Origin of the sequence: Blautia wexlerae DSM 19850, assembly GCF_025148125.1 — a bacterium.
GTDB lineage: Bacteria > Bacillota > Clostridia > Lachnospirales > Lachnospiraceae > Blautia_A > Blautia_A wexlerae.
This window is the reverse complement of the sequence record NZ_CP102267.1, coordinates 3328585-3350257: the sequence shown is the minus strand read 5'-3', so window position 1 is coordinate 3350257 and position 21673 is coordinate 3328585. Positions and strand designations below refer to the sequence as shown.

Here is a 21673-nt window from a genome sequence, read left to right as displayed (position 1 = left end):
CGCTTCTGCGTTTTGATGGGAAAATATTGAAAAAAATATGGGAAAGGAACGAGAAATGGATACAAATGTGTTAAAAACTTTTATTGCAGTATGTGAATATTCCGGATTTTCGGCTGCTGCAAAAGAACTGGGATATACGCAGTCTACAGTTTCTTCACAGATTAAACAACTGGAAAAGGAACTTGATGTCAGGCTGTTTGACCGTTATTATCATAAAATCAATCTTACGGAAAAGGGAGTTTTAGTTTTGCAGCAGGCTCGAAACATTCTGAAGGCACAGGCAAAAATGCTCGATTCGCTGAATTCGGCTGAAAGCATTGAAGGCGAGATACGGTTGTCTATGTCCAGTTCTGTCTGCAGCAGATATTTTAAAAATGATTTTCTGCGTTTTCATCATCAGTATCCGGAAATAAAAGTGGAGATAACAGAAAACGGTACAGAGCAGATGTTTGATAAATTACGGAAGAACGAAACAGATTTAGTTTTCACTCTGGACAGGCATATTTATGATTCGGATTTTATTATTTGTGCGGAACAGGAAGAACAGGTTCATTTTATTGCAGCGGCTGATAATCCTGTTGCAGGCTGTTCATGGAAATTAAGTGAAATTTCTCAGAATGAGTTTGTGTTAACAGAACAAGCCATGAGCTACAGAAAAATACTGAATGAAATCCTTGCGTCCCAATCACTGGAAATCCGTCCGGTTCTTGAAATCGGAAATCCGCTTCAGATATGTGAACTGGTAAAAAACAGCAGCCTGCTTTCCTTTCTTCCGGATTTTATTTCGGAGAAATATGTGAAAGACGGACAGATTAAAAGACTGGATGTTGCTGGCTGCCCGGTAACTGTATGGACACAGTTGCTGCTCCACAAAAATAAATGGCGGTCTCCGGCAATTAATGTGTTTGTAGAATTTTATAAAGAAGTCATGCAGAGATAGAACTTGAAGAATACTGGAAATTTTATTCGACCTGAGATGAAAAATATTAGCCGGGCAAAATAAAATTGAATATTTACAAATTGGAAATATCAAAGTTAAATCTAAAATAATTATAAACTGCACAAAAAACACTTGCATTTTTTGTCTAAAAGTATATCATATATGATTAGTCAGGCTAATTAAAGAATAATATCAGACCTGAAAGAGGACAGAGGCCGGAAAGGAGTGAAGTTATGTGGTGCCCGGAAGAGGAGAAGAAAGAAAAACGAGAAGAGAAAAGCATGCCTGCGCTCTTTATGGAGATCAACCGCCAATATGGTATGAGATGTATGCAGCGTATACGGGAAATCGGTATCCAGCAGGGACAGATGCCGATCATTATGATCGTATACAGAAATAACGGCTGCAGCCAGAAGGAGATTGCAGAGCGTATGGGTGTAACACCGCCCACTGTTAATGTAAGTATCCAGCGTCTGGAGAAAGCCGACATTGTCTGCAGGAAACGTGATGATAAAGACCAACGCATCATGCGTGTATATCTGACAGAAAACGGAAGAAAAATCGTGGAGGAGCTCCAGCAGGAAAGCAAAGCTGTGGAAAAAGTGATGTTCAGCAATTTCAGTGAAGCAGAGCTATGTCTTTTACGAAGGTTTTTTGGGCAGATTCTGGATAATATTTCGGAGATACCTGTCAACAGGTAGAAACTGAAAAATACATGATGGAGCAGATTGAGAAAACTGTATCAGCATGTTCAGATAAAAAATATTGTCTGTGAAAGAACTGACATGTGAGTTTAAACAGACATACATTAAAAATAGGAAAAGAGGGAATCAAGCAATGATTAAACTGATGAAATATCTGAAGAAATCAGCGGGATACATTGTCCTGATCATAGCACTTCTGTTTCTGCAGGCGTACTGTGATCTTTCCCTGCCGGATTATACCTCCAAGATCATTAATGTAGGTATCCAGCAGAAAGGTATTGAAGACAGTGTGCCGGATAAGCTTCGGGATTCAACCTTGCAGAATCTTCAGATTTTTATGGATGAGGATCAGAAAAAGGAAGTTTCACAGAATTATACACAGGAAGAGGATACCTGGGTATTAAACGATGATATTTCCAAAGAAACCAGAGAGAATTTAAATGAGGATTTCTCCAAGGCAATGATGATGGTATCTGCCTTTTCCGAAGACAGTGAACAGGGGCAGGCAATGGTTGCACAGATGGGCCTTCCGGAGGGAACAGACCCACTGACAGCGCTGGCGCAGATGCCGGAAGAAGCAGTACAGCAGATTATGAGTCAGGTGGATGAGAAGCTGAAAGATATGCCGGAGTCTATTGTGACACAGGCTGGTGTTTCCTTTGTTGCTTCAGAATATGAAGCACTGGGGAAAGATGTGGATGCCATTCAGATGCATTACATCCTGATGTCAGGTATCAGAATGCTTGCCATGGCTCTGGTGATCATGCTGGCAGCAATCAGTGTCACATTTATTTCGGCCAGAGTGGCAGGCAGACTTGGCCATGACCTGAGAAACAGCATTTACCGCAAGGTTATGAGCTTCTCCAGCAGAGAATATCACAAATTCTCCACAGCATCCCTGATCACACGAAGCACCAATGATGTGCAGCAGGTACAGCAGGTTATGGCAATGATGTTCCGCATTGTTCTGTACGCGCCGATCCTTGGTATTGGTGGTGTGATTAAGGTATTGAACACAGATTCTTCCATGACATGGATCCTTGGTGTGGCAGTTGGCCTGATCCTGATTGTGATCTTTGTGCTGTTCCAGGTGGCAATGCCTAAATTCACTATCTTACAGACTCTGATCGACAGACTGAACCTGGTATCACGTGAGATCCTGACAGGTATCCCGGTTATCCGCGCATTCAGCCGTGAGAAGCATGAGGAAGAGCGTTTTGAGAAAGCAAACCTGGATCTGACAAAAACAAACCTGTTTGTCAACAGATGTATGACTTTTATGATGCCCATTATGATGCTGATCATGAATGGTGTATCTGTACTTATTATTTACAGTGGTGCCCATGCAGTAGACAACGGAACCATGCAGGTTGGTAATGTTATGGCATTCATCCAGTATGCAATGCAGATCATCATGTCCTTCCTGATGATCACTGCAATGTCTATTATGCTCCCGAGAGCAAATGTTGCAGCGCTTCGTATTGATGAGGTTCTGAAAACAGAGGTTTCTATTCAGGATCCGGAAACTCCGGTACATCCGTCAGAAAATGTGAAAGGTGAGATTGAATTTGACCATGTATCCTTTGCTTACCCGGAAGCAGGTGAGAATGTACTGACAGACATTTCCTTTAAAGCAAAGAAAGGTCAGACAATCGCAGTGATCGGAAGTACTGGAAGTGGTAAGAGTACCCTGATCAATCTGATTCCCAGATACTATGATGTGACAAAGGGTTCTGTTAAAGTAGATGGTGTGGATGTCCGTGACATGACTCAGAAAGAGCTTCGTGATAAGCTGGGATATGTGCCGCAGAAGGGTGTACTTTTCTCAGGTACCATTGATTCAAACATCCGCTATGGTAAGCCGGAGATCACTGATGCACAGGTAAAGGAAGCAGCAGAGGTTGCACAGGCTACAGAATTTATTGATACCAAACCGGAGAAATATGAATCCCCTGTATCACAGGGAGGTACCAATGTTTCGGGCGGACAGAAACAGCGTCTGTCCATTGCCAGAGCCATTGCAAAGGATCCGGAAATCTTTATCTTTGATGACAGCTTCTCTGCCCTTGACTTTAAGACTGACAGTCAGTTAAGAAAGGCATTGAAGGAGTACACCAAGGACGCAACTACCGTAATCGTTGCCCAGAGGATCAGTACCATCCTTGGTGCAGATCAGATCATTGTACTGGACGACGGACATATGGCAGGCATTGGAACTCATAAGGAACTGATGGCAAATTGTGAGGTATATCAGCAGATTGCAAGATCTCAGTTATCAGAGGAGGAACTGGCATGAGCGAACAGAGAAGAAGAGGTCCTATGGGAGGACATGGACGTATGATGTCCGGCGAAAAGGCAAAAGACTTCAAGGGCTCCATGGCTAAGCTTTTCCGTTATATGGGACGATATAAATTCCGCTTTATACTGATGTTTATCTTTGCAGTAGCGGGAACTGTGTTTAGTATTGTAGGGCCTAAGATTTTAGGTAAGGCGACCACAGAGCTGTTTAACGGCCTGGTTGCCAAGGTAAACGGAACCGGTGAAATTGACTTCGGAAAGATCGGGATGATCCTGTTATGGACACTTGGATTATATGTGTTAAGTGCATGCTTTTCCTTTGTACAGGGATTCGTAATGTCAGGGATCTCCAATGATGTTACCTATAATCTGAGAAAAGATATTTCAAAGAAAATCAACAGACTGCCTCTGAACTATTATGAGAGCAGAACAAACGGTGAGATCCTCTCCCGTATCACCAATGATGTGGATACTCTGCAGATGAGTTTAAACCAGAGTCTGACACAGCTGATCACATCAGTGACAACCCTGATCGGTGTATTTATTATGATGCTTTCCATCAATGTGTGGATGACTCTTGCAGCACTTCTGATCCTGCCGGTTTCCATGTTCATCATCCAGACTGTCATGAAGCATTCCCAGAAATACTTCCAGGACCAGCAGAGCTATCTGGGTAAAGTAAACGGTCAGATCGAAGAAAACTTCGGTGGTCATAATGTGGTCCGGGTTTTCAACAAAGAGAATGATGTAGTAGAAGAATTTGAGAAAGATAATCAGAAGCTTTATGAATCTGCATGGAAATCTCAGTTCTTCTCAGGAATGATGATGCCGATCATGCAGTTTGTAGGTAACCTTGGATATGTAATGGTAGCTCTCTTAGGCGGCGTGTTTGTAATCAAAAAAAGTATTGAAGTCGGTGATATCCAGTCCTTCTTCCAGTACATCCGTAACTTTACACAGCCAATCCAGCAGATTGCACAGGTTACAAACCTGTTACAGTCCTCAGCAGCAGCTTCCGAACGAGTATTTGAATTCCTGGAGGAGCCGGAAGAGAGTCAGAATGAGAAGAACCCTGTAGACGTTAATACACTTACAGGAGATGTACAGTTTGAACATGTAAAATTCGGTTACAATCCGGATAAGATCATTATCAATGATTTCTCTGCAGATGTGAAGGATGGCCAGAAGATTGCCATTGTAGGTCCCACAGGTGCAGGAAAGACAACTATGGTGAAACTGCTTATGAGATTCTATGATCTCAATGGCGGAAGTATTAAGGTAGACGGTTATGACATCAAAGACTTTAACAGAAGTAGTCTGAGAGAGATGTTTGGTATGGTGCTTCAGGATACCTGGCTGTTCTCAGGAACCATTATGGAAAATATCCGTTACGGACGTCTGGATGCTACAGATGAAGAGGTGATCGCTGCAGCAAAGGCAGCCCATGTGCACAACTTTATCATGCAGCAGCCGGGCGGCTATGACATGGTTCTGGATGAAGAAACCAGTAATATTTCCCAGGGACAGAAACAGCTTCTCACTATTGCCAGGGCAATTCTTGCCAATAATAAGATCCTGATCCTGGATGAGGCAACCTCCTCTGTAGATACCAGAACCGAAGTGCGTATCCAGAAAGCCATGGACAATCTGATGAAGGGCAGAACCAGCTTTGTGATCGCACACAGACTTTCTACCATCAAGGATGCAGATCTGATCCTGGTTATGAAAGACGGTGACATTATCGAGCAGGGAAATCATGAAGAGCTTCTGTCTAAGAAAGGCTTCTATGCAGACCTGTATAACAGTCAGTTTGAGAATAAGGTAACTGCCTGAAATATACAGTATGGAAATCATGATATAAATCATGGTGTAAATCTATGGCAATTTCTGAAAAAATGAAATTACTGTAAGAAAGAAATGTATTATAAATCCCTCAGGGTATTTGTGAAAGAGAATATATCCGGCAGATATAGGATCGCACAGATACTGGATGAGGGATTTTTATTATTGTTTACTGTAGCTTCTTATGGATGCATAGAAACAGATGAATCGAGATATACCGTGCAAATTTACGTCTTTTCTGTAAGAGGGGAATATGTTATAATTAAAAACCAATCTACGAAAATTGATATATTTTGTTACTGTTCACTGGTAATATCCCGCGAGGTGTTTTTTGTGAGCGAAGGTCACAGAAAACCCGAGACATACCGCGCGAATTTATGCGATTAGCATAAATTAAGTTTGCGAAGCAAACGATACTCCTTGGGCATTGCACAAGGAGGTTCATATTTCCTGCATCGCGAAGCGTGTTGCTGGGAACGGAGTGAACAGTAACTATATTTTATCATCATAATAATAAGAGAAAATGATAACAATAATAAGGAGTATTGTAACTGTGAAATTGCTGAACAGTTGCAAATATCAGAGGATATCAACAATATGACAGATAAGAAAAACGGCAGAGAATATCTGGGCTATGTGCTGGAAAAATTAAAAGAACGTATCACAGAAATCAGCCTTTCTCTGGTGGAAGGCCAGAAAGAGATTGAGGGAATGCATGAGTATTACTGGGAAAATTATACAGAGATGGACCAGTATGGTTATGAGAATTATGATAATCAGCAGGCATTGTTCCGCCAGATTTCCGCAAATGAAGAGCAGCTGATCCTGAAGCAGAGATTTCGCAGAATGGCAGATTCTCCATTTTTCGGAAGAGTGGATTTCATTTACGAAGGAGAGGACGAACCGGAGATCTTTTATATTGGAATTGGAAATTTCGCAGAGAAAGCAGGGCATATTCCATTAGTATACGACTGGCGTGCTCCGGTAAGCGGTTTGTTTTATGACTATGACAAAGGACCGGCTTCTTATGAGGCTCCCATGGGTGAAATCCATGGCGAGGTTGCTTCGAAATGGCAGTATAAGATCCGCAACGGAAAAATGATCTACGAATTTGAGAGTGATGTGAAGATTGATGATGAGATCTTGAAAGCAGAGCTGGGAAGTAACGGTGAGGTACAGCTTAAGAACATTATCCGTACCATTCAAAAGGAGCAGAATGCCATTATCCGAAATACCAAAGACAGGATCATGGTGATCCAGGGTGCAGCAGGAAGCGGTAAAACTTCCGTGGCGCTTCACAGGATCGCCTATCTTCTCTACCATGACAGACAGAATCTGAAGTCTTCCAATATTCTGATCCTGTCACCAAATGGAGTGTTTTCCGATTATATCTCCCATATCCTTCCTGAACTGGGAGAAGAGAATATTAAGGAAATGAGCTTTGATCTTTTTGCCTATAAGCAGCTTAGGGATACAGTTTCTGACTGCGAAGACCGCTATGATGAAATTGAACGCAGAATCCGTTTTCCGCAGAAAGCTTCTTTGGCAGAGAAAAAGCAGTCCATGGAATTTATAAATCTTATGGAACGCTATCTGGTGGAACTGGAAGACCGGCTGATGAATTTTAAAGATGTGGAATATAAGGGATTTGTAAAGAAAGAATCAGAGATTATTGAATTGTTTTATTTCAAATTCCAGGATTTTCCACTGCTCTCAAGGATGGATGCAGTTGCAGATTATTTCATTGACGAGGTGGAAACTCTGCGGGACCGTGATCTGGCAGATGATGAGAAAGACCTGATCCGTGAGAAATTCATGAAGCTGTATGTGACCGGAGATCTTTATGTGATCTACAGTCAGTTCCTGAAAGAAAATGGATACAAAGGACTTCCGCGTGTTTCTTATGAGAAAAGAAAGCTGAAATATGAGGATGTTTATCCTGTTCTTTACCTGAAATATCGTTTGCAGAGCCAGCAGGGAAGAAGCAATATCAAGCATCTGGTGGTAGATGAGATGCAGGATTACTCAAGGCTTCAGTATGAAATTCTGCAGAGGATTTTCTCCTGCAGAATGACGATCCTGGGTGACCGGGCACAGACTATGGATGATAAACAGCAGGATGTGCTGAAATTTCTGCCGAAGATTTTCGGGAGGGATATCCACAAGATCATTATGAATAAGAGTTACCGTAACACCATAGAGATTGCGTCTTATGCAAATCAGCTTGCGGGTATTGAAGATATGGAACTCTTTGAACGTCATGGTGCTCCGGTGGAGGAGAAAATATTTGCAGATATGAGCCATGCTGCGGAAGAGATTGCAGAAACTCTGAAACTCGGCGAAGAAGAATATGAAACAGCAGCGGTTGTCCTGCGTACAGAGAAAGAAGCAGAACATATGTGGCTTCTTCTGAAAGAAATTCTGGGAGAAAAAGGATTTGATATAAAAGAACGTCTGTCTTATCTGGACAGAAACAGCACAAGCTTTAAGAAAGGTCTTACAGTTACGACATTCTATCTGGCAAAAGGTCTGGAATTTGATCAGGTATTTGCAGTATTTCCGCAGAAAGATCAGAGCCCGCTTGTGCGTCAGGCGAGATATATCGCTGCAACAAGAGCCCTTCATGAACTGCATATGTATGAAGTGGAAAAATAAAAAAGTAATCGTTACTGTTCACTCCGTTCACAGTAACAAGTAATCTCTCAGTTACAGAGAAAAAAAGATAAATGGTATGATGAAGCAGAAAAATGGCGTTATGACAGACTATGCAAATCGCAGAAGGCTGAGAAATCGACATTGACATCTATGTAATGAAATTGTAAAATATATAATGTTAGGGGCAAAATATCTTTTGACCCTGATATCATATTTTATAAAGTACGGAACAGTTATAATAATATCAGAGAGAGGTTTCCTCTCCTGACCTGATATCAAATATTACCTGAAGACTATATATCTATTCTAAGGAGGATATTATGAAAAATAAAAGAGTACTAATGTTATTGGCCTTAACAACTGTATTATCTGTTTCCATGACTGCATGCTTTGGAGGCGGCAGTGACGAGGATTCAAGTGTAGTACAGGTAACTCCTACACCGGAGCCAACCAAAGCAGCGAAAGCAACTCCTACCCCTGCACCGGCCAATGCCCAGAATACTACCTATACATCTAAGAACAAAGCAGTATCCATTAAACTTCCGGATGCGACATGGGCGAATAAATCAGATTCTGACGATATGTTAAGCTTCGAGTCACCGAAACAGGGCAAACTCCTGATCCTGCATGGTTCCGGTGAGGAGGATATGTCTGTGGCGATCATTCCAAGCTCACAGGATACAGCCTCTGCACTTGTAAAGGCAGATAATCTTGTAGAAGGTACAGATTTTGAGATCCAGGATTATAAATCAGAGGAAGTCAGCGGTGTAAATGTTTACAGCTATACAGTTCATTACCTCACTGACAAGAGTGACTATAAATATGTTGTAAATAAATATTTCACAGATAATACAACAGAATTTTACAGTGTTGCAGGTTCTGTAAAGGATGAGAAAGCACTGGCAGGAATCAAGACTTCTGTTGATTCATTCACTATTTCCGGTGATTCTGTACTGAAAGCAGCAGCAACAGGAAAAACTTCAGGAACTACAGCAGGTACAACTGCGGACGGCACTTCAGGAACTACAGGAACAGCGGCTGCAGGTACAGACCAAACAGCATCCGGCAGTTCATCAGATGGAAGTTCTTCAGCAGGCACAGACGGTTCTTACAGCGATACTTCATCGGGCGGTTCATCAGATTACAGTTCATCAGACTATACTTCTGATGGCAGCAGTGACGGATCTTATGATTATGACGATGGTTCTTCCAATGGATATTATGCAGACGGAACACCTGTAGGAACAGATGATCCGGACTATGATACAGATCAGACAAGAACTATTTACAGAAACTCCGACGGATATCCGCTTGTAATTTATCCGAACGGTGACGGTACATGGTGTGATGATGACGGAAATACCTATGATTTTGCTAATGGTGAGGACGTTTATGATGAGAACGGTGTTGACTATTACTATCATGGAGAACCGGCGTATGTCCGCTATATGCCTAAGAATCAGTAACAGAAAAGTTGAAAAGGACGGCTGCTGTAAAAAACAGTCGTCCTTTTTTGCGCTGACAGAGACCAACCTGTTATTTACATAAGAACGGATGTTGTGGTAGAATAGCAGGGAAAATATGTGTTGCTGTGAACGGAGTGAACAGTAAAACAGGTAGATAATGAGGGCTGATGAATGGAATCATATGGAAGATTTGCCGGTGTTTATGATGTTTTCATGGATAATGTAAACTATCGTGAATGGGCAGACTATATTATAGAAACACTGGCTCAGGACGAGATCAGGGATGGTCTGGTTCTGGAGCTGGGATGTGGAACAGGTACTGTGACAGAGATGCTTGCAGATGCCGGATACGATATGATCGGTATCGATAATTCTGAGGAGATGCTTGCAGAGGCTATGGAGAAGCGGGCGGAATCCGGTCATGATATTCTATATCTTTTGCAGGATATGCAGGATTTTGAGTTATATGGTACGGTTCGTGCTGTGATCAGTGTCTGTGACAGTATGAATTATCTGACGGACGAGGAAGATCTGGAGTATCTTTTTGCGCTGGTAAATAATTATCTGGATCCGGGCGGACTGTTCATTTTTGATATGAATACGATCCATAAATACCGGGATGTGATCGGTGATACGACTATTGCTGAGGACAGAGAGGACGGAAGCTTTATCTGGGAGAACAGTTATGACAGGGAAAATGCCCTGAATGTATATGAACTGGCACTTTTTCTTCCAAGAGAAGACGGATTGTATGAGAAGTGTGAGGAGGAACATGTACAGAAAGCATATTCCATAGAAGCAATCAAGGCTATGATTGTGAAAGCAGGAATGGAACTGGTGGCAGTCTGTGATGCATATACTCATAATCCGGGTGATGAGAATTGTGAACGTCTGACTTTTGTTGCAAGAGAGCATGGAAAAAGTGCACAGAACGGATATCATGGAAGGATTCCGGAGAAACCTGAGACACATCGCGCGGATTGATGCGATTATAGCAGGCCTCTTAATTAATGCATTGTTTACGGGGATTGCTATTGATTTGATGTTAAGCCATGGACAAAATGAAAATAATATGAAAGAAATAACAGGAGTAATAAACGAATGAACGATTATATTATCAGAGCAATTGCAGCGAATGATCAGATTCGGGCATTTGCGGCAGTTACTACAGAAACAGTAGAAACAGCGAGACAGGATCACAATACAAGCCCGGTAGCCACAGCAGCACTGGGACGTCTTCTTACAGCAGGTGCTATGATGGGTACCATGATGAAGGGGGATAAGGACATCCTTACACTTCAGATTAAGGCAGGAGGTCCTCTAGAAGGAATTACTGTGACAGCAGATTCCAAAGGTCGTGTAAAGGGATATGTGGGAAATCCTGATGTATGTATCCCGGCAAACAGCAAGGGCAAACTGGATGTTGCAGGTGCTGTCGGAGTAGGATTTATGAACGTGATCAAGGATATGGGACTGAAAGAGCCTTATGTTGGACAGGTTGCGCTTCAGACCAGCGAGATCGCAGAAGATCTTACCTATTATTTTGCTACAAGTGAACAGGTACCGTCAGCAGTTGGTCTTGGAGTTCTTATGAATAAAGATAATACAGTACGTCAGGCTGGCGGATTTATCGTGCAGCTGATGCCGTTTGCGGAAGAAAGCACAATTGCGAAGCTTGAGGAAAATGTGCAGAAAATCACATCTGTCACAAATCTTCTGGAAGAGGGGCATACTCCTGAGAGTCTGCTTGAGAAAGTTCTGGAGGGCTTTGATATGGAGATCAATGAGAAAGTTCCTACGGAATTTTACTGTAACTGCAGCAGAGAAAGAGTGGAGAAAGCTCTGATCAGCATTGGAAGAAAAGAACTCAATGAAATGATCCAGGAAGGTAAGTCCATTGAGATGAACTGCCATTTCTGTAATAAGAATTATGAATTTACAGTGGAAGAACTGAAAGAAATCCTGCGTAAATGTAAATAAGAGACGCCAATGTACTGACAGATAGATCTGCCGGAGCACAGGGAAGAAGAGGTAGAAAATGAAAAACGGTTATATCAAAACAGCAGCCGCAACACCTTATATCACAGTTGCAGACTGCAATGCCAATGGAAATGAGATTATCAGACTGATCCATGAGATGGAGAAAGAACATGTGAAGGTTATGGTTTTTCCGGAGCTTTGTATCACAGGCTATACCTGTCAGGATCTTTTCCTGCAGAGACGTCTTCTCGACAGCGCCTGGGAAACTTTGCTGAAGATCACAAAGGAAACTGCTGATGTGGATGCCCTTGTTTTTGTAGGTGTGCCTTTCAGAAATCATGGAAAATTATATAATGTGGCAGCAGTTTTAAACAGAGGCGAGATCATTGGTCTGGTTCCGAAAACTTATCTTCCAAACTATGGAGAATTTTATGAGCAGCGCCATTTTGCATCAGGTCTTGGCTGTCTGGAATATGTGGATATTGAGGGAAAGAGAGTTCCTTTTGGAACAGATATTCTTTTTATCTGTGAGGAGGAGCCGGAGCTTGTGGCAGCAGCAGAGATCTGCGAGGATTTATGGGTGACACTGCCGCCAAGCGTTCTCCATGCACAGGCAGGAGCGAATCTGATCGTGAATCTGTCAGCCAGCAATGAGATGGTCGGAAAGGACAGCTACCGCAGAGATCTTGTTTCCGGACAGTCTGCACGTCTGGTGTGCGGATATGTATATGCAAATGCAGGAGAAGGTGAGTCTACACAGGATCTGGTCTTTGGCGGTCAGAATATGATCGCAGAGAATGGAGTGATCCTTGCGGAAGGAAAACGTTTCCACAATGGTATTGTATACAGTGAGATTGATGTGCAGAGGCTGAACGATGAGAGAAGAAGACTGACTACTTATCAGCCGGCTGACGACAGTGATCATATTAAAGTGTGCTTCCATCTGAATGTGGAAGAGACAAAACTGACCAGAAAATATTCGCAGTATCCTTTTGTACCTTCACGAAAAGAAGAAAGGGATATGCGTTGTGATGAAATCCTGAATATCCAGGCAATGGGACTTAAGAAACGTATGGATCATATCCATTGCCATAAGGCAACAGTGGGACTTTCCGGAGGTCTGGATTCCACACTGGCACTGCTTGTGATCGCAAGAGCCTTTGACCTTTCCGGTGCGGACAGAAAGGATATCCACTGTATTACCATGCCATGCTTTGGAACCACAGACAGAACTTATCAGAATGCCTGCAAATTAAGTCAGTGTCTGGGTGCGACTTTAAGTGAGATCAATATCAAAGAAGCAGTAAATGTACATTTCCGGGATATTGCTCATGATCCGTCTGTGCATGATGTGACTTATGAGAACAGCCAGGCAAGAGAGAGAACGCAGATCCTGATGGACAGTGCAAATCAGGATGGCTCGATTCTGGTGGGAACAGGAGATCTGTCTGAGCTGGCTCTGGGATGGGCAACCTACAATGGTGACCATATGTCCATGTACGGCGTGAATGCTTCAGTGCCGAAAACTCTGGTGCGTCATCTTGTACGTTATTATGCGGATACCTGCAAAGATGAGAAGCTGACAGAGGTTCTTCTTGATATTCTGGATACACCGGTAAGTCCGGAGCTTCTGCCGCCTAAGGATGGCAAGATCGCACAGAAGACAGAAGATCTGGTGGGACCTTATGAACTTCACGATTTCTATCTGTACTATATGCTTCGTGCAGGATTTGAACCGGAGAAAATTTACAGGCTGGCATGTGAGACTTTTGAAGGAATGTATGATAAGGAGACAATCTTCAAATGGCTGAAAACCTTCTATTGGAGATTTTTTGCACAGCAGTTTAAACGTTCCTGCCTTCCGGATGGCCCGAAGGTGGGAAGCGTTGCGGTTTCACCGAGAGGTGATCTGAGAATGCCAAGTGATGCAAGTGCAGGAGTATGGCTGGAGCAGCTTGAAAATATGGATATTTAGAATCGCATAGCGGAGTGGAGGATTCTAGTCGCGTGATTTTGCATGGCGAAGCGGAGAACGATCAGTTGTTCTCCGCTTTTTTCAGTGCTGTTTCAATTGCATTCAAAAGAATCATGGAAGTATACTTCTGATCTTCGGAATATTGGATATTTTCCAGCGACTGGGAGGTATAGATCTGGCTGGCCAGTGATTCCAGAGCCGGTTCCATGAGAGGAAACATGGCTGCGGTGCTTTCGCTTAAATTTACCAGACGGATGGAAGTTATCCTGTCAGAGTCAACAGTTACTTCCAGGTCAAAGGTGTTTTCATTCAGGTCGATGGAGGAAGTATAAATTCCCGGTTTGTACAGGCTTTTGGCATCGGCTGAGGCACTTTTTTTCTGACCGGGTCCAAACATGAAAAAAAGTACAATAGCCAGGATGACAGCAAGAAGAAGGAAAATGCCGGTGTATATAACTTCCTTCATATGTAGGACTATGATTTTTGTTTTTGCACTCATGGTACACGCCTCCTGGATGGTTTTGTATATTCTATTACAGAAGTGCTTAAATTATGATATACTGAAACAACGAATGTGAGTAACCGACAGTAAGGAGAGAAGAATGTCATTACAGTTTATTATCGGCAGTTCCGGTGCCGGAAAGTCTTATTTTGCATATGAGAGAGTAATCCGGGAGTCCATGGAACATCCGGAGAGAAATTACTATATTATTGTTCCGGAGCAGTTTACCATGCAGACACAGAAGACGCTGGTGGAAATGCACCCGGGAAAAGGAATCCTGAATATTGACATCCTGAGCTTTGAACGTCTTGCGTACCGTGTATTTGAAGAAACCGGCGGAGATAACAGAAAGGTTCTGGAAGATACGGGAAAAAGCATGGTGCTGCAGAAAATGGTGCAGCAGCACAGAAAGGAACTTGCCTATCTGGGAAGTCAGATGAATAAGCCGGGATATCTGGATGAGGTGAAGTCTCTGGTTTCAGAATTTATGCAGTATGATATCAGAGAAGAGAATCTGGCAGAAATGAAAGAGAAGGCCAAAGATCAGCCGTTACTTGAAATGAAGCTTAAGGATGTGGGAATCCTTTATCAGTCATTCAGGGAATTCCTGAAGGGGCATTATATGACAGGGGAAGAGGTGATGGATGTCCTGCTTAAACAGCTTCCTTTTTCCGAAAAACTTAAGGGAGCGGAATTTCTCTTTGATGGATTTACCGGATTCACGCCAATTCAGGTCAATGTGCTCAGGGAACTTCTGGTCATTGCTGACCGCATAAGTGTTACTGTGACTATGGACGAACGGGAGGATGCTTTTTCTCCGGGAAAACCTTATCAGCTTTTCTTTATGAGCAAGCAGATGATACGGACACTTGCAGGGCTGACCAGAGATCTGGAGGATCCAGTGTATCTGAAACCATCCGGACAGTCCCGGTTTGCACAGGCACCTGCCTTACAGTTCCTGGAGAAAAATATCTTCCGCTACAGAAAGGGCGTGTATGCCGAAGAACAGCAGGAGATAAAAATATTTACTGCGCCATCCCCCCTGGAAGAAATGCGGGAGGCTGCCAGAAGGATGTCAGAACTTGTGCGTACCTGCGGATACCGCTATGGTGAGATTGCAGTGATCACAGGAAATCTGGAAGAATATGCAAGACTTGCAGCACAGGTATTTGAGGAGGCAGATATTCCATATTTTATTGACGAGAAGCACTCGGTAATGATGAATCCTTTTGTGGAGTATCTGCGCGCTGCCATGGAGATGGCGGTACAGGGATTTCCTTATGAGAGTGTTTTCCGTTATCTCAGATGCGGGATGTCAGAAGTTACCAGAGAACAGGCTGATAAGCTGGAGAATTACGTGCTGGCGCTGGGAATCCGGGGATATAAGAAATGGTCTGAAAAATGGGTTCGTGTGTACAGAGGAATGGAAGCGGAGAAGATACAGGAACTGAATGAGATCAGAGAAATCTTTGCGGAAGAAGTAAGGGAACTTGCACAGGGATTTGGTTCCGGGAAGAAGACAGTGGAAGAGTACTGCCGGATTCTCTATGAGTTTATCCAAAAAAGCAATGTCTGGCAGAAACTGAAACGACAGGAGCGAAGGTTTAAAGAGTCAGGCGATAAAGCAATGGAAAAAGAATATAACCAGATTTATGGAATTGTGATGGACCTGCTGGATAAGATGGTTGAGATTCTTGGCGAAGAAACGGTAAACAGACAGGAGTTCCGACAGCTTCTGGAATCGGGACTTTCTCAGGCAAAAGTAGCGCTGATTCCGCCGAGCATAGATCAGGTAATGGTGGGTGATATGGAACGATCCCGCTTAAAGGAGATTAAGGCGTTGTTCTTTGTTGGCGTGAATGAGGGAAATATCCCAAAGAGCACACAGACAGGCGGAATCTTATCAGAGCTTGACAGGGATTTCTTCCAGGAGCAAGGAGTGGAACTGGCACCGGGGCCTAAAGAACTGATGAATATGCAGAGGTTCTATCTGTATCTGAATATGACGAAACCGGGAGAAAAGCTGATCCTCTCCTATAGTGATACAAATGCAAAAGGAGAAGGCATAAGTTCGGCATATCTGATCGGGAGTATACGCAGTCTGTATCCGAAGCTGGAAATTGAGGGTGGAGCCGGGGTCAGACCCCATAAAAATTCTATAAACAATTATTGTTATCCGGAAAGTCCGGAAGCTGGGATTGATCTGTTTCTGGAGAAGCTGGTACAGGAGACAGAGAAAGAACATGAGGATATTCTGGAGCAGGCAGATGAGACGGATGCAATGTTTGGAGAGCTTTATAGCTGGTATCTGCGGAATCCGGAATACAGAAGCAGAGTACAGAAGCTGGTACAGTCGGCTTTTGCCGGAAAACCAGAGGACATTATCAGCCAGAGTGTGGCGAAGGCATTATACGGAGAGGTTTCACCTTACAGTGCTACCAGACTGGAACGTTTTGCAGCCTGTGCATTTGCACATTTCCTTCAGTATGGAATGAAACTTACCGAGCGTGTGGAATATGAGTTTAAACCTATGGATATGGGAAATGTTATGCATGAAGCACTGGAAAGCTTTGCAGAAGAAGTGCGAAAAAGAGGCATGAAATGGACAGAGCTGACAGAACAGGAACGGAATGAGATTGCGGACCGGTGCCTGGATAATATTGTGGCAGATTATGGAAACACGGTGCTCAAAAGCAGTGCCAGAAATGAATATATGATCGAGAGAACAAGGAGAATCCTCAGAAGGACGGTATGGGCACTTCAGAAACAGTTGGAACAGGGAGAATTTCAGCCGGAAGGCTTTGAGGTAACCTTCGGGGGAGGGCGGATTGACAGAGTAGATATTATGGAAGATCAGAATAAGGTGTATGTGAAGGTGATTGATTATAAAACCGGAAATACATCCTTTGACCTGGTTTATCTGTATCATGGCCTGCAGTTACAGCTGATGATCTATCTGGATGGTGCTCTGCGTGTAGAGCAGAAGAAATATCCGGATAAGGAGATTATTCCTGCGGGAGTTTTTTATTACAATATCAAGGATCCTATGATCCAGGAGAAGATAGATGCGGATGTGGAAGCAGTCAGTGCAGGTCTTATGAAAGAACTGAAGATGAATGGACTGGTTCAGGCAGATCCGGAGCTTGTGTACAGGATGGACAGCAGTCTTGGCTCCATTCCTGTCGCATTTAATAAGGACGGAAGCTTTCGCAAAAATTCTTCTGTGGCAGACAGAACACAGTTCGCAGTGCTTGGACGGTATGTAAGGACGAAGATTGAGAAGATAAGAAGTTCTATTCTGGAGGGAGATGCAGAGGTTTCTCCCTATGAGCTCGGAAAAAAGAATGCGTGTACTTATTGTCCGTATATGACGGTATGCGGATTTGACCGCAGGCTGTCAGGATATGAATTCCGCAGACTGAAAAACTTCTCTGATGAGGAATTATGGAAAGCATTTGACAGGGAGGCAGAATAAGATGGGTGTACAGTGGACAAAGGAGCAGCAGGAGGTTATACGGCTGCGGGACAGAAATATTCTGGTCAGTGCGGCAGCCGGGTCCGGAAAAACGGCAGTACTGGTAGAACGTATCCTGAGTAAGATAACAGATAAAGAACACCCTGTGGATATTGACAGACTGCTGATCATGACATTTACAAGAGCGGCAGCAGGTGAAATGAAAGAGAGGATCTCGGCAGCTATTGAAAAAGCACTCTGTGAGGATCCCGATAATGAGCATCTGCAGAGACAGACAACCCTGCTTCATACTGCACAGATTACAACTATTGATGGTTTCTGTGCCTATATTATCCGGAATTACTTTCATCTGATTGGACTGGATCCGGGATATCGGACGGCAGATGAGGGGGAGCTGAAGCTTCTGCGAGGAGATGTTGTGAAAGCACTGCTTGAAGAATATTATGCCAAAAAAGATGAAAAGTTTCAGAAATTCGTGGAATGCTTTGCAACAGGAAAGTCAGATGAAAATCTGGGAAACCTGATACAGAAATTATATGAAATGGCTATGAGCAATCCTTTTCCGCAGGAATGGCTGTCCGGGTGTATGGATGATTACAGGATTGATTCCCTGGAAGAGTTAAGAGAGACTGAGTGGATGAGGATGCTCTGGGATGCAGTGAAGGATGAACTGCAGGAAGCGAAGCTTCTGGTGCAGGAGGCTCGAAGAATCTGCGCAGAGCCGGATGGTCCGTATCTGTATGATGAGGCACTGAGCAGTGATCTGCTTCTTATAAGAAGTCTGCAGGAACTGGCAGAGAAAAGAGATTATAATGGAACTGCAGAAATACTTATGAAACCCTCATTTGCCCGGCTGAGTACAAAGAAGGCTGCGGATGTAGATGAACAGAAGAAGCAGAGAGTGAAAGATCTCCGGGATGAGGAAAAGGGGATTCTGAAGGAACTGGGGCAGCGATATTTCCAGAGTGCAGAGAAAGAACTTCTGGAAGTGATCAGATATATCAGAGGCCCAATAGAGATGTTAGTTGAGTTGACGGCACGATTTAAAAAACAGTTCGGAGAGGCGAAGAGAGAAAAGAATATTCTGGATTTTACGGATATGGAACATTTTGCCCTGCAAATACTGATGACGAAAGAAGGAGAAGAAATCCATATGTCTCAGGCTGCGAGAGAGCTCTCCGCAAAGTATGATGAAGTCCTGGTGGATGAATATCAGGACAGTAACTTAGTGCAGGAGCTTCTGACAACGGCAGTATCCGGGTGGATCAACCAGAAGAAAAATATCTTCATGGTAGGAGATGTAAAGCAGAGTATCTATCGTTTCCGTCTGGCAAGGCCGGAGCTTTTCATGGAAAAATATAAAAGTTATTCCACAGAAGAAGCACAGGAGCAGAGAATTGATCTGCACAAAAATTTCCGGAGCAGGGAACAGGTTCTGGAGAGTGTAAACTTTATTTTCCGACAGATCATGGGGGAAGACCTGGGAGGGATTACCTATGACAAAGATGCGGCCCTTTATCCCGGAGCTTCTTTTCCAGAAGGAGAGTCAGAGGAATTTGTAAAGACAGAGGTTCTTCTGGTCGAGAGAGACGGAGAAGAACTGTCTGATGTACAGGACTATGAAGACGCAGGTGCATCGGGAAACCGCAGGGAAATGGAAAATCAGACCGGGCAGGAACTGGAGGCGTTGGCCATTGCACAGAGAATTAAAGAAATTGTGGGAAAAGAACAGATCGTAGATAAAGAGACGAAGGAATACCGGCCTGTGGAATACGGGGATATTGTAATCCTGCTGCGCACTGCCTATGGATGGGCAGAAACCTTCAGGGAAGTGCTGGCATCTCAGGGGATTCCCGTATATTGTACATCAAGAACCGGATATTTCTCTGCAACCGAGATTGTGACTGTACTGAATTATCTGAAGGTGTGTGACAATCCGCTGCAGGATATTCCGCTTATGGGAGTGCTTCGTTCACCGATCGTCGGATGCACTTCACAGGAACTGGCAGAGCTTAGAATACAGTATCCTGATGGTCTGCTCTATGAGAGTGTTTCGGCATATGCAGGAGAAAATGAAATCCCCGAAAAAGAACTGGATCCGGATAAGCTGAAATCTGAATTGTTAAACAGTAATCTGCGAACAGATGAAAAGAACTCTCTGAATATTAAATTAAAAGGATTTCTGAGTCTCCTTGAAAAGGTAAGAAATATGGCTGCATATACGCCGGTCCACGAATTGATCCTTTATGTGCTGAAAGAAACCGGGTATGGAGATTATGCAAGGGCACTTCCGGGAGGGGAGCAGCGTTTTGCAAATCTTACCATGCTTGTGGAGAAAGCTATGGACTATGAGAAGACAAGCTACAGGGGTCTGTTTAACTTTGTTCGTTATATCGAACAGCTACAGGCATATCAGGTAGACTATGGAGAAGTCAATCTGACAGGAGCGGGCAATACCGCAGTGGAAATCATGACGATCCACAAGAGTAAGGGACTTGAATTTCCGGTAGTATTTGTGGCCGGTATGGGAAAACAGTTTAATTTTCAGGATATGAATGCAGGTCTTTTGCTTCATCCGGAACTGGGAATAGGGGCTGATGCTATCATACCGGAGAAACGGGTGATCGCATCTTCGCTGAATAAGCAGGTGATCAGAAGACAGCTTCTGAAAGAGAGTCTGGGAGAGGAACTGAGGGTACTTTACGTTGCCATGACAAGAGCAAAAGAGAAACTGATCCTTACAGGAACAGTCGGAAAGCTGGAAAAGCAGATGCTGTCGCTGTCGCGTTTTCTGGATGAGGAAGAAGAACTGCTCCCACTGGGAACCAGAATGAAAGCAAAGAATTACTGGGCTTTTGTACTGCCTGCACTGGTGCGGCATCGGGCCATGAGTGAACTTCTGTGGGAATATGGAATCCTCATGAAGAAACAGCCGGGGATTTACGATGATATCTCTGAGTTTGTGATAAAAAAGATTACTGTCCGTCAGATGACAGAAAAGGCAGTTCTCATCCAGGCAGGAAACCAGATGCAGGAGGAATATCTGAAGAACTGGGATGAAAATAAAGTGTATGATGAGGCTGTGAAGGAAGAGATAGAGAAGAGATTTTCCTTTGCATATCCGTATAAATATCTGGAAGATATTCCGGTTAAAGTCAGTGTTTCGGATCTGAAAAAGAGAAGCTGGCATGATGAAAGTGAACTGGAAGAGAATATCAGTGTGTCTGCCGAAGAGCAGGAAGAAGAACAGGAAGCGCCGGTTCCAGCATTTATGGCAGAGAAGCAGGAAGAGTATAAGGGGGCTGCCAGAGGTACTGCTTACCACAGAGTAATGGAATGTCTGGATTATGCAGAAGCAGATACAGAGGAACAGCTTCGGGCTCAATTAAAGAGACTTCTGGAGAGCCAGAAAATGACAGAGCAGGAAGCGGAATGTATCCGGATCCGGGATATCAGGAGGTTTGTGGAATCCGGACTGGGGCAGAGGATGAAGAAAGCTGCCATGAAAAAACATCTTTACAGAGAACAGCCTTTTGTGATTCAGAGAAGTGCTTCTATGCTCGATGATGGTTGGAAGAACGAAACAGTGCTGGTGCAGGGAATTATTGATGCCTATTTTATGGAAGGGGATGAGATTGTTCTTGTAGACTATAAAACGGATAGAGTGAAGAGAGGACAGGAACAAAAGCTGATCGATCTGTATCATGTGCAGCTTGAGGATTATGCCCGGGCATTGGAGCGGATGACGGGGAAAAGAGTGAAGGAGAAGATCATTTATTCGTTTACATTGCAGAAAGAGATATTGCTGTGAGCGGAATAAAAATTATTATTGTGAA

The 21673-nt window shown here is 43.5% G+C and carries 12 protein-coding genes; 11 read left to right on the top strand and 1 reads right to left on the bottom strand.

Annotated features, from left to right (window positions below):
• Nucleotides 1-37: 37 nt before the first annotated feature.
• The 9 genes from NQ550_RS15590 (at nt 38) to NQ550_RS15550 (ending at nt 13860) form a co-directional block, all read left to right on the top strand.
• Nucleotides 38-940, top strand: coding sequence for a LysR family transcriptional regulator (locus NQ550_RS15590; protein WP_242833682.1), 903 nt, complete (start codon nt 38-40; stop codon nt 938-940).
• A 233-nt stretch (nt 941-1173) separates the two neighbouring features.
• The gene (locus tag NQ550_RS15585; RefSeq protein ID WP_022381257.1) at nt 1174-1641 is read left to right on the top strand and encodes a MarR family winged helix-turn-helix transcriptional regulator; all 468 of its coding nucleotides are present in this window, start codon (nt 1174-1176) and stop codon (nt 1639-1641) included.
• Nucleotides 1642-1777: 136 nt separating this feature from the next.
• Nucleotides 1778-3940: an ABC transporter ATP-binding protein gene (locus NQ550_RS15580; protein WP_025580799.1), complete on the top strand. Its 2163-nt coding sequence runs from the start codon at nt 1778-1780 to the stop codon at nt 3938-3940.
• Complete coding sequence (locus NQ550_RS15575; RefSeq protein ID WP_025580798.1) at nt 3937-5775, top strand: ABC transporter ATP-binding protein; 1839 nt, start codon at nt 3937-3939, stop codon at nt 5773-5775. Before NQ550_RS15580 ends, NQ550_RS15575 begins: the two co-directional genes overlap by 4 nt.
• Nucleotides 5776-6381: 606 nt before the next feature.
• Nucleotides 6382-8439: a HelD family protein gene (locus tag NQ550_RS15570; RefSeq protein WP_025579762.1), complete on the top strand. Its 2058-nt coding sequence runs from the start codon at nt 6382-6384 to the stop codon at nt 8437-8439.
• Nucleotides 8440-8759: 320 nt separating this feature from the next.
• Entirely contained in the window at nt 8760-9905 is a 1146-nt protein-coding gene (locus NQ550_RS15565) for a hypothetical protein (RefSeq protein WP_025579764.1), read from the top strand.
• 171 nt (nt 9906-10076) lie between these two features.
• Nucleotides 10077-10889, top strand: coding sequence for a class I SAM-dependent DNA methyltransferase (locus NQ550_RS15560; RefSeq protein WP_025579765.1), 813 nt, complete (start codon nt 10077-10079; stop codon nt 10887-10889).
• 117 nt (nt 10890-11006) lie between these two features.
• A complete protein-coding gene (gene hslO, locus NQ550_RS15555; protein WP_008706643.1) occupies nt 11007-11885 on the top strand; it encodes an Hsp33 family molecular chaperone HslO in 879 nt (292 codons plus the stop codon).
• A gap of 58 nt (nt 11886-11943) precedes the next feature.
• Nucleotides 11944-13860, top strand: a complete 1917-nt coding sequence (locus NQ550_RS15550) for an NAD(+) synthase (RefSeq protein ID WP_025579766.1) — start codon at nt 11944-11946, stop codon at nt 13858-13860.
• A 61-nt stretch (nt 13861-13921) separates the two neighbouring features.
• Here the strand turns inward: NQ550_RS15550 and NQ550_RS15545 are convergent, their stop codons facing one another.
• Nucleotides 13922-14359, bottom strand: coding sequence for an FMN-binding protein (locus NQ550_RS15545; protein ID WP_025579768.1), 438 nt, complete (start codon nt 14357-14359; stop codon nt 13922-13924).
• 103 nt (nt 14360-14462) lie between these two features.
• Here NQ550_RS15545 and addB point away from each other — a divergent pair, with 103 nt between their 5' ends.
• Nucleotides 14463-17837 carry a helicase-exonuclease AddAB subunit AddB gene (addB, locus tag NQ550_RS15540; protein ID WP_025579769.1) on the top strand — a complete coding sequence of 1125 codons (3375 nt, stop codon included), beginning with the start codon at nt 14463-14465 and terminating at the stop codon, nt 17835-17837.
• A gap of 1 nt (nt 17838) precedes the next feature.
• Entirely contained in the window at nt 17839-21648 is a 3810-nt protein-coding gene (addA, locus tag NQ550_RS15535) for a helicase-exonuclease AddAB subunit AddA (RefSeq protein ID WP_025579770.1), read from the top strand.
• Nucleotides 21649-21673: the final 25 nt, after the last annotated feature.